This is a genomic window from Neobacillus sp. GCM10023253 (assembly GCF_042653105.1).
GTDB classification, from domain to species: Bacteria; Bacillota; Bacilli; order Bacillales; family Cytobacillaceae; genus Neobacillus; species Neobacillus citreus.
The window spans coordinates 80395-93859 of sequence record NZ_JBHSHV010000014.1 but is presented as its reverse complement, the minus strand read 5'-3'; the positions used below and the strand labels follow the sequence as shown (position 1 = coordinate 93859).

General features: G+C 41.6%; 11 protein-coding genes. 2 read left to right on the top strand and 9 right to left on the bottom strand.

Annotation, left to right across the window (positions count from 1 at the left end; translation table 11 throughout):
* Positions 1-102: 102 nt before the first annotated feature.
* The 8 genes from ACFPA1_RS18325 to ACFPA1_RS18290 form a co-directional block, all read right to left on the bottom strand.
* Positions 103-543 (bottom strand): cell wall hydrolase, encoded by a 441-nt coding sequence (locus ACFPA1_RS18325; RefSeq protein WP_213143810.1) that lies wholly within the window; start codon positions 541-543, stop codon positions 103-105.
* A gap of 804 nt (positions 544-1347) precedes the next feature.
* Complete coding sequence (locus tag ACFPA1_RS18320; protein WP_378584560.1) at positions 1348-2775, bottom strand: aldehyde dehydrogenase family protein; 1428 nt, start codon at positions 2773-2775, stop codon at positions 1348-1350.
* A 16-nt stretch (positions 2776-2791) separates the two neighbouring features.
* Positions 2792-4423: an acetolactate synthase large subunit gene (locus tag ACFPA1_RS18315; RefSeq protein WP_378584558.1), complete on the bottom strand. Its 1632-nt coding sequence runs from the start codon at positions 4421-4423 to the stop codon at positions 2792-2794.
* Between the two features lie 23 nt (positions 4424-4446).
* The gene (locus ACFPA1_RS18310; RefSeq protein ID WP_378584556.1) at positions 4447-4638 is read right to left on the bottom strand and encodes a hypothetical protein; all 192 of its coding nucleotides are present in this window, start codon (positions 4636-4638) and stop codon (positions 4447-4449) included.
* A gap of 196 nt (positions 4639-4834) precedes the next feature.
* Complete coding sequence (locus ACFPA1_RS18305; RefSeq protein ID WP_378584554.1) at positions 4835-5542, bottom strand: DNA alkylation repair protein; 708 nt, start codon at positions 5540-5542, stop codon at positions 4835-4837.
* Positions 5543-6018: 476 nt separating this feature from the next.
* Positions 6019-7233 (bottom strand): benzoate/H(+) symporter BenE family transporter, encoded by a 1215-nt coding sequence (locus ACFPA1_RS18300; RefSeq protein WP_378584552.1) that lies wholly within the window; start codon positions 7231-7233, stop codon positions 6019-6021.
* Between the two features lie 234 nt (positions 7234-7467).
* A complete protein-coding gene (pruA, locus tag ACFPA1_RS18295; RefSeq protein WP_378584550.1) occupies positions 7468-9099 on the bottom strand; it encodes an L-glutamate gamma-semialdehyde dehydrogenase in 1632 nt (543 codons plus the stop codon).
* Between the two features lie 69 nt (positions 9100-9168).
* On the bottom strand, positions 9169-10143 hold the full coding sequence (locus ACFPA1_RS18290; protein WP_378584548.1) for a proline dehydrogenase family protein: 975 nt from the start codon (positions 10141-10143) through the stop codon (positions 9169-9171).
* Positions 10144-10368: 225 nt separating this feature from the next.
* On the opposite strand from ACFPA1_RS18290, the gene ACFPA1_RS18285 reads away from it, so the two are divergent.
* Positions 10369-11943, top strand: a complete 1575-nt coding sequence (locus ACFPA1_RS18285; protein ID WP_378584546.1) for a sigma-54 interaction domain-containing protein — start codon at positions 10369-10371, stop codon at positions 11941-11943.
* Between the two features lie 99 nt (positions 11944-12042).
* Here the strand turns inward: ACFPA1_RS18285 and ACFPA1_RS18280 are convergent, their stop codons facing one another.
* Positions 12043-12447 (bottom strand): UTRA domain-containing protein, encoded by a 405-nt coding sequence (locus ACFPA1_RS18280; RefSeq protein WP_378584544.1) that lies wholly within the window; start codon positions 12445-12447, stop codon positions 12043-12045.
* Positions 12448-12872: 425 nt separating this feature from the next.
* On the opposite strand from ACFPA1_RS18280, the gene ACFPA1_RS18275 reads away from it, so the two are divergent.
* Positions 12873-13055, top strand: coding sequence for a helix-turn-helix domain-containing protein (locus ACFPA1_RS18275; protein ID WP_378584542.1), 183 nt, complete (start codon positions 12873-12875; stop codon positions 13053-13055).
* Positions 13056-13465 lie beyond the last annotated feature (410 nt).

The window sequence follows — 13465 nt, the reverse complement described above, 5'->3', positions numbered from 1 at the left end:
AAGAACCGTCCCAACACTCGATATTGTTCGATGTAATTCAGCAAATTGTTGCCCATGTCCAACCTAATCAAACGTTTAATTAAACCGGGTCAATGCCCTGGCCTACCCTTGATACACACTATCACATGTTCCAGCTTTTGGTTCATAATAACAATGATTTTTAAATTGACCAGATTGAGGTTGATCATACCATGTAGGAGGGCATGGAGCATGTGGATTAAAGTACCAAAGGGCGTATTTTCCAGGGTGTTGTCTCCAATAATCCAAATTTTGTTTGGCTAATCTTTTTTCAGAAGTTCTTGCCCTTTGATAAAATACGTTCCCTTTTTGAACAGCTTCAAAGGAAAAATTTCCCCCTTGTACTTGAAAAATAACTGAGTTAATTGATCTTAACCCTTTAAAGTCTAAGCAATTTGCTACAAGACGATTTACAATTACATTTCCAACATATAACATTCCTAGTTTTCCTTCACCTTCAGCTTCTGCCCTCATCATCCTCGCCATTAAACTAACGTCTGAACTTCGGTAATTTGCTCTTGGCATTTTTCCACCCCCAAAATATAGTATGAAAAATAGCCTACATTGTTGTCATTGTGTATCTAATAAGGATGAGGCATAGGGACGGTTCTCATGCATCATTATTTCATATAATTAAATAAGAATGAGGCAGCAGAACCGTCCCCATGCTTCACATTGTTCGAGCTATTCCAACAAAGTGTTGCCCATGTGCAACCCAATCAAACGTTTAATTAAATGGATTCAATGCCTTGATACTGAAGGATTTTTTCTTCCACTTTTACGAAAATGCTTGTCGGTCAGACAAACGTTTGAGTAAATTCCGCCAAAACGTTGATAAATTAACGTTCTGCTCCCTATTTCCGTGGAAATTTTGATGAATGCTGCCAGATTAAGGCGAGTCATTTCTTGCAGGTAATACACAAATTCGGAAATCCGCTAATTTGCAACAAATTCTACTACCAATTACCCTACTTAAACGTTTGGATAAAAGCTAAATAACTATTGATTTAATCGACTTTCCATCACAATTCCTCCAAAAATTTTGTCATTTAATCAAACGATTGTGTAGTATTAGACTGAGCCCTTCCCGTAACTGGGTTTACAATTATTTTGTAAGCAGAAGAATGTCAAATAAGGTTCCACTGGTACGATTCTCAATTTATCCGATGATGGCAACATTACCAAATCAACATGCTTGATTAGTTAGAAAAGAAACTTGAATAGACAAAAATAAACGGCTCAGTTTTGTGAGCCGTTTGCTTTTCCAGTACTAATATTGATCCACAACACATACAAATTCTTTGATGCATGAGAACCGTCCCCACGTCCCTACTTTAATTTAATGCCAATAAATTTCAGTTCCGTCATTTCTTCTATGGCATATTTTATTCCTTCTCTGCCTACACCGCTTTGTTTTACACCGCCGTAAGGGATATTATCCTGCCGGTAGGTAGAGATATCGTTAATCCAAACACCGCCTATTTCTAATTGGTCGGCTACCCTGATTGCTCGGTCAATATCCTGGGTGAAGACACCAGCTTGCAAACCGTAAATGGAGTCATTAGCATATCCGATAACTTCCTCTTCTGTATCAAACGGAATAACTGATACAATCGGTGCAAAAACCTCCTCTGCGATGATTTTCATATTACGATCGACATCAGTCATGATGGTCGGGGAAAGAATGTTCCCCTTTCGATCGCCGCCAACTTCTATTTTCGCGCCATTTTTGACGGCATCATCAATCCAAAGCTTTGCCCGCTCCGCTTCTTTCTCCGTGATCATGGGCCCGATATCTGTGGCCTCCTCCATTGGATCCCCAATTTTCAAAGCCCTAGTTTCTTTAATGAACTGTTCCAAAAATGGCTGATAAACATTTTTTTGTACAAAGATTCGTTGAGCATGGATACAAACTTGTCCTGAAAAAGAAAAAGCCCCAGTTACTAATCTTGTTACAGCCGTTTGTATGTCTCCATCGTCGAATATGATGTTAGGGGAATTGGAGCCTAATTCAAGGGTAACTTTTTTAAAGCCGGCGGTTTCACGAATTTTCTTTCCAACGGCTAAGCTTCCTGTAAAGGATATTTTATGGACTTTTTCATGCGTGACAAGAGATGCACCTACTTCTCCCGTTCCCATTAACAAATTTAAAGCCCCATCTGGAAGGCCGGCTTCCTGAAATAACTTGACTAATTTATAACCCGACACCGGTGTTTTCTCGGCAGGTTTGAAAACAATTGTATTACCCGCAGCAATCGCTGGTGCAATTTTATGCAATGACAAATTTAGCGGAAAGTTAAAGGGAGTGATGGCTCCTACCACACCTAATGGGATTCGTTTCACTAACCCCAATCGATTTTCCCCTCCAATGGCTGCATCCATTGGCAGGACTTCTCCGGTAATATTTTTGGCAAGTTCAGAAGCAAACCTTAGAACTTGAACGGAACGATTGATTTCATCCCTGCTATATTTGATTGGTTTACCAGCCTCTCGGACAATCGTGTCTATAAAATCCTCAGGCTTTTCCTCTAAAAGGTCGGCAGCTTTTCGCAAAATATCACTTCGTTGATGAGCAGGCATCATCTTCATCGTGGAATGAAAAGTTTCAAAGGCATTTTCTACTGCCTCATTCAGATCAGCTTCTGTTGCTAAAGCTAATTCCGCTACAATTTCTTGATTATATGGATTTTTTACCTCAAGTGTTTCTCGATTATGTTCATTTCGCTCTTGACCATTGATAATCGAACCGAGCCGCATGTTGACCCTCCCTCTCTTAGCATTGAAGATGACTTAATTTCTCGGTTAATTTCATGTTTTCACTATAATCAACTGGGCAATCAATAAAGACTGGTTTGTTCATGGCAATGGCCTTCTCTAATGCTGGTTTAAGTTCCTCTGCCCTGTTAATTTGCAAAGCTTCAAATCCGTAAGATGATGCAAGCTGAACAAAGTCAGGATTTCCAAATTTAATATGGGAAGGACGGTTAAACTTTTTCAATTGATGCCATTCGATTAAGCCATATCCTTCATCTCTCCATAATAAAACAATAATAGGGAGATTCAGTCGTTTGGCTGTTTCTAACTCAGCGCCGGTCATTTGAAAAGAACCATCCCCGCATACCGCTACCACGGTACGATTCGGCTGGGCAAGTTTCGCCCCTATCGCTCCAGGGACAGCGATCCCCATTGATGCCAGGCCATTAGAAATTAGACAGGTATTCGGTTGATAGGTATGGAACATTCTCCCCATCCATACTTTATGTGCCCCCACATCTGAAATCACAATATCCTCTTCTTTTAAAACAGCTCTTAAATCGGAAATAATTTTCTGAGGTTTGAGCGGGAAGCTCGTATCGTCACTAAATTGCTGCAGCTCAGCCAGTGCCTTATTCCTAACGTTCAATACCCACGAATTATTCCTTTCTTTTGGGGACAGAACCATATGTATCTTATCTAAATTCTGTTTAATATCTCCTACTACATTTAGTTTGACAGGATAATATTGATCGGTCTCAGCTTCTTCTGTATCAATGTGTAAAATGGAGGTGGTACCATTAGGATTCCATTTAGATGGAGCATATTCTGAAATATCAAAACCAATCGCGATAATTAAATCGGAGTGATTAAATCCACAAGTAATGTAATCATTCCCGCCAATGCCTGCTGTAAATAAACTTAAGTCATGGGTCCATGGAAGAGCTCCTTTTCCCATGAAAGTATGGACGACAGGGATATTGACCTTTTCCACTAGAGCCCTTAATTGATCAGCAGCATGTCCCCTAGTTATCCCGTTACCAGCTAAAATAAGTGGGTGCTCAGCCTGCTCAATAAGTTGGGCTGCTTGTTTAATGACCTGATCCCCTGCTTCTGTTAAAGTATGGACAATTCCCTTTAAGGGAGTTCCCTGAACCTCCATTCCAGCAACATCATTTGGGAGATCGATGTGGACAGCACCAGGTTTATCTTGAGTAGATACCTGAAATGCTTTACGAACTGCTTCAGGGATGATCTCTCCCTTTTTAATTTGTGCATTCCATTTTGTTACAGGTTCATAGATATGGATCAAATCATAATACTGATGACTAATTTTATGCTGCCTGTCTAAACTAGCTTGGCCAGTAATCGCAACAATTGGATTCAAATCCATGTTTGCATTCGCCACACCTGTTAAAAGATTTGTTGCTCCCGGACCTAATGTGGCTAAGCACACACCCGGTTTTCCCGTTAACCTTCCGTAGGTCCCTGCCATAAAAGCTGCACTCGTTTCATGTCTGGTTACGATAAAATTAATCGTTGAATCCAGAAGAGCATCCATAAGATCGATATTTTCCTCACCTGGTATCCCAAAGATATATTTTACGCCTTCTTCTTCTAAACACTTTACTAATAATTCAGCTGCCTTCACTATTAAACACCCTTTACAATGGATTACGAAGAATTGGATGCTGCTTCTCCGTTCGTACGAATTATAACGTCGGCAATATTCATGATCATTTCCTTCATAAATAAACACTTAGTATCCAGACATAAAAATGGAATATATATAGTTAAGATTCTCTTTATGGGGAAATTTATCCTTAATGATTTATGGTATCCTGTCCTTTTGCTTTGTTCTGCCATAAAAATGCCTCCTTTATAAACTGCATTCCGCCTTGCTGATACGTTTTTTTTAAAAAGTGTTATGCAATTATCAGGCCGTTAACATGAAAAAAAGCACAATTCTTTCTGCAGAATTGCGCCTGATCGCGAAATAGCCACTTATCCTAGTTTGTTAGCGACCTTCCAATGTTGTATTGAGCTTCGTTCCCGTGTAGTGCTAGCACCTAACATATTTACGTTTAAACCCAAGCTTCCCTCTATCAATCTCCTTTTGAATATTTTCGGAAGCATTCAGGATACTGCTCTTTTTCTTATCCCGCTTGATCTCGACTAGACCTACTGCTTTTGCGGTTTCAACCGCCTTATCGTGGAGCAGCACATAGGAAATCGCAACGGTGTAGATAAAATTATTCATAGCAGATTTTGCTCGATCGGGAGCATCGTGAATCGTCTTTTCCACCTGATCCAGCATATCGGCAAGCTTACTTGCATCAAATTCATTGTCCTTTCGATTCCCCAATAGCCAGCAGTAACAGCTCCACCCTGCCGACATTCTCAGTTCTTCCCCGCTGGCAATCCATTTATCAGCAACAGCCTGCGCAATATCGGCTTCTGCCAATGTGACCGCCACCACATAATCGGAAAGCATATAAAAATACGCCCCATCCATCCAACGGTCAAAATCCTCCTCCGTCATGGCCTTTGGGTCCGCAATGATGCCGGCAAAATACATGGCATCGTAGTTCCCGGTGGCGTAAAGCTGCTCGGCCAAAGCCTGATCCTTCTTGATTTTCTTTGAGAGTGGCTTCATGGCACCTGTTGCCACGCCAAATACCGGCTCGTGTGCACCATTGCCTATGTACATCTTTTTCAATCGTTCTTTGCCGAGCGCCTCAAGTTCCTGCATAACCGTTTCAAAATCCATTGTTTTTGCACTTCCTTCCCCGTATCATCATACCCACTTCATTTTAACCATATAGCTTCTATTCTTAATAATCATATTACCTGAAAACATTCCCCAAATCTTGAAAAATGGGGAAAGTTTAGATAAGAAGCCCATTATCGGGTACTTCCAAAGAGCGATAAAAAGGGGTGGAAAGTATATTGGGGATTTTGGAAAGTAAAAGTGGGAAAACGGAAAGTATTCGGTTAGAAAGTGAAAGTAAAATCATCAAAATGGAAAGTAACCACATCAAGCCGGAAAGTATATCCAAATAAATGGTAATTAATTTAAAAAGGCCATAAAAAAATTACCTAGGCTAGGCTCTCCGCCTAGATTTTTGGAGGCACGGGGACGGTTCTAATGCATCATTCTTTTGGAATTCAAATAGAAATGAGGCACGAGAACCGCCCTCTGCCTCACCCTAAATTTTGAAGCACGAGAACCGTCCCCATGCTTCATTATTTCTCAACAATCTTCGCAATCACAGCCCCGACTATGAGCGCCCAAACAGGTGCGCTGATGTGGAGAAAGGATACTTGCGACAGAGCGATTAGAAAGGCAGCTAATGCACTTAGGCGATAGCGGCTTCCGGAAAACCCTTGCTGCAAACTGGAATGCAGCACCCCAATTAAGGCAAAGCCCGCCAGCAACGAGACAAATGCCTGAGGCAAGGATTGGATGAAGGGCACGATTTTCCAGGCAAAGATACCAAACAACATCACAAAAATCCCTGACAAAACAGAACCTGCATATCGTTTTGACTTTTCGCCGGAATCAGGTCCTGCACATATCGCTGTCATCATACCGGCGATGTTCGCGCAATGGCCGCCAAAAAAACCCGTGATGCTTGAAAACACACCGCTAATGGTGACAATTTTACGGATGGGTGGGTCAAAATCCTCGCTTTCCAAGGCGCCTATTCCCGGTGCCGCATCATTGCTAAGGACTAACATCGCAAGCGGGAGCGCCAAGGTCAAGACTCCCATCCACGAGAATTCCGGAGCATGCAGTGATGGCAAGGAAAAAGGAATTCCCTGTGAACTCAAGTCGAGATCCTGTGTGAAAAAAAGCGCCACAAACGCCACGACGACCGCTGCCATGACGGCAGGAATCCGCTTGCTGTATTTGGTGCATACAAAAAAGCTGCCTAAGGCCGCCACCCCGACCACCGGCATTTCTTGAATGGCCGGAATCAGTTTCACCACATATCCAGTCACCAATCCTGCCAGCATCGCCGATATCACTTCCTTCGGCACCCACTTGATGATTTTTGTAAAAAGTCCCGACACGCCAATGATCATGATCGTAAGCCCAGACAACACATATCCGCCGATGAGTTCCGGAAAGGTAAAATGGGCCGTAACCGTTGCTAGGAAAGCCACTCCCGTGATGGAATGGCCTCCGGTGATCGGCTTTCGAAAAAGAAGAGCCATCAAAACGCCAACTACACCGGGGAAAAAATTAGCGGCAAACATCCAGGTAATCGTTTGCTCATTCGTAAAATGGCCGGCCGCTGCAGCCTGCAAAATAATTAACGCCGGACCTGTCATTAGCAATGTGCTGGAAATCAGACCTGACGATAGATTTTGACTATTAATATCGTGAAGAAAAGATTTTCTTTTTCTATTGGACTGTAAACGAACACTTTCATCTATTTTGCCTGGTAACCCCATTTGCTCACACACTTGCCTCTCTTTTTATACTAATATTAAAGTGATGCATGGGGACGGTTCTCTTGCCTCATTGTGAGGCAGAAGAACCGTCCCTATGCTTTATAATAATCTGAATATTACATCAACACCGTCAGATATTCAACTAAAGTGGGCATATAAGATAATTCCGCTTCGCAAATCTAGTAAAATAAAAAAGAGGTTGAATCAGTTCAACCTCTTTTTTTACATATTAAATTATTCTTCATCCATAAATGGATAGGCCACTACTGAAGTTGGCACAAAGTTTTCTTTGATCACTCGAGGGCTTGTCCAGCGGATCATGTTAAAGACAGAACCTGCTTTATCGTTTGTGCCAGAACCACGAGAACCGCCAAAAGGCTGTTGGTTAATCATGGCACCAGTTGGTTTATCGTTGATATAGAAGTTCCCGGCTGCACCCGATAAGCGGCGTTCTAAATGAAGAATGGCTCCGCGGTCTTGTGCAAAAATAGAACCTGTTAAGGCATACATAGAAGCTGTATCAACTGCCTCCAATGTTTCTTCCAATTTATCATTTTCATAAACATAGATGGTTAAGACTGGTCCAAAAATTTCTTCTACCATTGTCTTAAAGTTTGGATTCTTTGTCACAATAATGGTCGGTTGAACGAAATATCCAACAGAATCATTATAAGTACCGCCAGCAATAATTTCTGCTTCTTCAGAAGCTGCTGCGTAATCGATATAGCTCGTAATCGAATCAAAGGCCGCCTTATCAATAACAGCACCCATGAAATTCCTAAAGTCGCGGACATCCCCAACTTTAAGCTTTGCAGTCTCTTCTACTAAACCAGCCTTTACCTCTTCCCACAAGCTTGCAGGAATGTAGGCGCGAGAAGCTGCTGAACATTTTTGACCTTGGTATTCAAAAGCACCACGAACAAGGTTCGCTACTACTTTGTCTGCTTGTGCCGTTTCGTGAGCAAATACAAAGTCCTTACCACCTGTTTCCCCAATCAAACGAGGATAAGATTTATAGTTTGCAATGTTTTCTCCAACTGTTTTCCAAATCGTCTGGAACGTACTTGTTGATCCAGTAAAGTGGAATCCAGACATACGAGGGTCTGTTAATACCACTTCAGATACCTGTGAACCACGAGAAGGTACGAAGTTGATGACGCCTTTTGGTAATCCGGCTTCTTCTAAAATACGCATAAAGTAGTAGTTTGCTAGAATAGAAGTTGTTGCTGGTTTCCAAACGACTACGTTCCCCATCATCGCAGGAGCTGCTGGCAGATTTCCGCCAATGGCTGTGAAGTTAAATGGAGAAATCGCCAATACAAAACCGTCTAATGGACGATAATCTGTACGATTCCATACATTCTTCATGCTGCTTGGCTGAATTTGATAAACCTGATTTGCATAATCAACGCCAAAACGTAAGAAGTCTATTAATTCTTGGGCTGAATCAATTTCAGCTTGAACAGCTGTTTTGGACTGTCCTAACATTGTCGCAGCATTCATGACATCACGATATGGTCCAGAGATTAAATCAGCAGCTTTTAAGAAAATAGCGGCGCGATGTTCCCAGGCCATATTTGCCCATGCTTCTTTGGCAGCCATCGCTGCTTCAACCGCATCACGCAGCTCTTTTTCTCCAGCTTGTGAATAGTTTGCTAAAATATGTTGATGGTCATGTGGCATAACCACTTGCTTCACCGTATCTGTCTTAATATTTTCGCCATTAATAATCACAGGTATATCGACTACAATTTCAGATTGACGCTGTAATTCTGCTTTTAATGTTTCCCGCTCTTTTGTACCTGGGGTATAGGCATTGCCAGGCTCATTTGTAGGTGTTGGGATTTTGAAAATTCCGTTACTCATTCTTTCACGTTCCTTCCTTTTAATGAAATAGAAAATTATATAAGTATATTAATAGAACGAATGACTTGGTTAATTTTTTTTGCTGACTCTTCCAGCTATAAACGCACCTGCACCAATTCCCAATAGGGTGTTGGTTCTCTTATTAAACACTTGTTTAAACACAAGATTTAAATTCTGTGGACGCTCAGCCAGACGGCGCATGAAATAGCCGTACCAATCCTTTCCGAATGGCACATAGGTACAGAAGTTGAATCCTTCTTTCGCAAGCTCCAACTGTAAGTCTTTCCTGAAACCATAGAGCATTTGAAATTCATATTTATCCTTTGGAATTTGATGTTTCTTTGCAAATGCTTTTACATGATCAATAATCCGATGATCATGTGTGGCGATGGACGTAAACTTTCCGTTCAGCAAGTGGTATTCGATGAGCCGGATATAGTTCTTGTCAATTTCCTTTTTATCCTGATACGCTAAATTCTCAGGTTCTTTATAGGCCCCTTTTACAATTCTTAACCGATAGTCCTTGTATCTTTTGATATTTTCGTCAGATTCATAGAAGTAGGCCTGAATGACCGTCCCAATATTATCATAGTCCACGGATAGTTCATCAATGATGTCAAAGGATGGTTTAAGATGGCCATAATCCTCCATATCAAAGTTGATAAAGATGTTATACTCATGGGCCAGCGCTACAATCTCCCTTAGATTATCAACGCAAAACGTGTATTCAATATCCAAGCCAAGCTGGGTAGGCTTTAGAGAAATATGAGCATCTAAGTTATTTTCATGTATAGCTTTAATAACCGCTAGGATTTGTTCCTTTGCCTCTAGTGCCTCTTCTTTCTGAAAAACAAATTCACCCAAATTGTCAATGGTGGCGGAAATCCCATGAGCATTCAAAGCCTTGACACTTTCAACCATTTCCTTAATGTTTGTACCGGCAACAACCGACTGTGCCCCCATTTTCAAGCCCCAGCGTTTAGCTCCGCTGTTTAAAGCTTTATTTTGCGAAAGGTAGATAAAAAAGTCTCTAGTTAGTCCCATTGTGTGATCCTCCAATTTTCCGATTGTCATCAAACATGCTATTTCAACAAAAAGTCCGTTTTTTTTTGTACCTATTTATAATGCAAGTATCATGCCAATGCAGAATCCCCTCAAAAAAACTGCATCTTCTAAAAGTTATGTACAATTATCTTGTACAAAAGTGTAAACTAAGTGTAAAGAGGTAAACACTTTTGTAAACTATTAAATAATGTATAAGGTGATGGTATGTTAAAAGAAAAAGTCTCACTAAACTCTCTCTCCATTCCGTTCGAGCAGGATAAAGTCAGTGATGAAGTGAAAAGAATTCCTGCCCATACTTTACTTTCCGAACTTGATCTAGGGTCTCTTGCGCTCAACCAGGATATTGTGTTAATCGATGAGGCTGGGAATCCAGCAGGTATCATACCTATTGCAATTTTAATAAGAACGATTTTTCAAGAATGGAAGAATCTCACGAAGGTATATCAAACCTTCCTCCGTACCGTTGATGACGCCATTACCGTCGTGGACGCCGCTGGAAAAGTCATTGCCTGGAATCCTAAGGCTGAGGAATTGTATGAAACCACTGCCGAAAAAATCATTGGCGCCCAAATAACCGAATTTTTTAAAAAGGAATCAGTGGTATTAATGTCCACGTTAAAAGAAGGCAAAGGAGTCTTCCAACAATACAACCAGCCCAAGGAAGGCGTTCACGTACTAATCAATACACTCCCGATCATGGCAGAGGAAAAAGTGATCGGCGGCATTTCTGTCGAACGTAACATTACCGAAATAGTAAGGCTGAATGATGAATTAATCACAACCACTGCCTATATTCAGGACCTCGAAAGTAAAATCGAGCCGAAAGAAATCGAGGATGCTTTTCATAAAATTAAAGGAAGAAGCCGGGCAATAAATGATGCGATTACGCTGGCTAAAAAAGTGGCGCAAACCGATGCGACTGTGATGATTACAGGGGAAAGCGGGGTCGGAAAAGAACTGTTTGCCCAGGGCATTCATAAAGCGAGTGCCCGTTCCGATGGGCCTTTTGTGGCGATCAACTGCGGCGCCATCCCCGCAGCACTGTTTGAAAGCGAATTATTTGGCTATGAGAAAGGGGCATTTACGGGAGCGGTCAAGGAAGGCAAACGAGGAAAAATTGACACGGCCAAAAACGGCACCTTGTTCCTGGACGAAATCGGAGAGCTGCCGCTGGAACTTCAAGTAAAACTGTTGCGCGTTCTCCAAGAAAAACAATATTACCGGGTTGGCGGCACCCAGCCGATTCCCGTCGACGTCCGGATTATCTCTGCCACCAACCGGGATTTGGAAATCCTAATCAAGGATGGAATGTTTCGCGAGGATTTATACTATCGCCTCAATGTCGTGACGATTCCAATTCCGCCGCTCCGTGAGCGAATAGAAGATTTGCCTGAACTCGTCCAATTATTTTTAAAAGAGTCTGCCTATAAATATAGAAAGCCAATCCCTGACATCGCCCCAGAGGTGATGGTAACCTTCATGCATTCTCCTTGGAGAGGCAATATCCGCCAGCTGAAAAATACGATTGAAAGACTGGTAATCCTGGCAGATGATAATCGCATCACATCAGCCCAGCTGCCAAATGACCTTATCATGCGGGATTATCAAACGCCACTCCAAGAAAGGGACAACGTTCCCGCAGATGAACGGTCAAAGTTAATCCAAGCCCTGAAAAAAACCTATGGAAACAAAATGGCCGCTGCCAAATTGCTAGGAATTTCCCGCGTGACACTTTATAACAAACTGAAAAAATATGGTCTGCAAGAATCATACAAATAAAACAAAGGCCGGGCTTAAGAAGAACCCGGCCTTAGTCACTGTTGGCATTCAAAAATTAAGGATTGAACCCCAAGGAACTGGAGACAATCCTGTTTCAACCTATTCAGTAGTAATGGTAAACGAGACCTTATCCGTTGGCAAATACGATTTGGCAAAGTGAATGACCTCACCCTTCTCGTCGTATGCCAGCTTCTCAATTTCATATAAAATATTGTCTTGAGTCAGCTGAAGCAGTTTGTCCTGCTCTACTGTCGGGTAGACGACATTCAGTGTTTTATGGTTTTTAACAGCTTTGGTCAAATACCTGTCTTTTATGATGCTATAAATGGAGCTAGATTCTTCTATATACTGATCCAAATAAGGAAACTTGGTTAAGGAATAATAGCTTGTTTCCAGATGAATCGGATCGTTATTGACTAAGTGGACGCGCCGGATCTTGGCTGCTGTAATTTCATAGAGAGAATCGTCAGTAATCGCACGATTGACGGTGCAAAGCATCGGCATTCCTGAATATAGACCCGTCCAATGCAGCCCTCACTGCAGGCAATACATGGGTGGAAATATAGATATATTCAGCTTTCCATACACCTTCTTCCAAAAATTTTGTCATTTACTCAAACGATTGTTTAGTATTGGCAAGCGCCTTTTCTGAAACTGAATTTCTATTTGTATTGGTAACAGAGGAATGTCGAATCTTATAAACCAACTTTAAATCCAAATGTCTGCATTCGGGTGTTGACCTTCGCACCTGTTCTAAAAATAAAAAGAGCCAACCATTCCTTAAATGATCAACTCTCTTCATTCACAATAATCATAAAACATTCTATAAAACAAGATTTTTCCGGGCGGTGACTAGGCACCGTTCCTAGAGATTTTTAACTATTTCAGGCCAACTGTTTCTCCATAGATTGGCTTGTTCATAAGCAGCTGTGGCTCGTAAAACCAGGGCATCTTTTACGTTCCTTCCTTTTAAAAAAGAGAAGGAACGGATTGAGGAAGTGCTGAAAGAAACCTATTGTAACAAAAGTGCAGCGGCCAAACTATTGGGGATTTCGAGGGTAAGCCTATATAGTAAAATCAAACAATACAAGATAACAGAAAGAATCAAATAATTTCAGGTTAGAGTTCTGCTGAATGATATCATCAGTGGAAGCTAACCTTTTTTTGAAAAAGGAACCTTGGTTTATCCCGGGTAAAATAGACCGCTTATTTTTACCAGTGCTCATCTTTTCTTGAGCTCACGGGCAATATAGACTGCTTATTTTTACCGGTGCTCCTCTTTTCTTGGGCTCACGGGCAATATAGACCGCTTATTTTTACCGGTGCTCATCTTTTCTTGGGCTCACGGGCAATATAGACCGCTTATTTTTACCGGTGCTCCTCTTTTCTTGGGCTCACGGGCAAAATAGACCACTTATTTTTACCGGTGCTCCTCTTTTCTTGGGCTTACGGGCAAAATAGACCGCTTATTTTTACCGGTACGCATCTTTTCTTGGGCTCACGGGCAGAATAGACCACCTGT

Excerpts from the sequence above, each read along its gene's own strand:
- ACFPA1_RS18325 (WP_213143810.1), bottom strand. The coding sequence starts at position 543 with ATGCCAAGAGCAAATTACCGAAGTTCAGACGTTAGTTTAATGGCGAGG.
- ACFPA1_RS18320 (WP_378584560.1), bottom strand. The coding sequence starts at position 2,775 with ATGCGGCTCGGTTCGATTATCAATGGTCAAGAGCGAAATGAACATAAT.
- ACFPA1_RS18310 (WP_378584556.1), bottom strand. The coding sequence starts at position 4,638 with ATGGCAGAACAAAGCAAAAGGACAGGATACCATAAATCATTAAGGATA.
- ACFPA1_RS18305 (WP_378584554.1), bottom strand. The coding sequence starts at position 5,542 with ATGGATTTTGAAACGGTTATGCAGGAACTTGAGGCGCTCGGCAAAGAA.
- ACFPA1_RS18300 (WP_378584552.1), bottom strand. The coding sequence starts at position 7,233 with ATGGGGTTACCAGGCAAAATAGATGAAAGTGTTCGTTTACAGTCCAAT.
- pruA (WP_378584550.1), bottom strand. The coding sequence starts at position 9,099 with ATGAGTAACGGAATTTTCAAAATCCCAACACCTACAAATGAGCCTGGC.
- ACFPA1_RS18290 (WP_378584548.1), bottom strand. The coding sequence starts at position 10,143 with ATGGGACTAACTAGAGACTTTTTTATCTACCTTTCGCAAAATAAAGCT.
- ACFPA1_RS18285 (WP_378584546.1), top strand. The coding sequence starts at position 10,369 with ATGTTAAAAGAAAAAGTCTCACTAAACTCTCTCTCCATTCCGTTCGAG.
- ACFPA1_RS18280 (WP_378584544.1), bottom strand. The coding sequence starts at position 12,447 with ATGCCGATGCTTTGCACCGTCAATCGTGCGATTACTGACGATTCTCTC.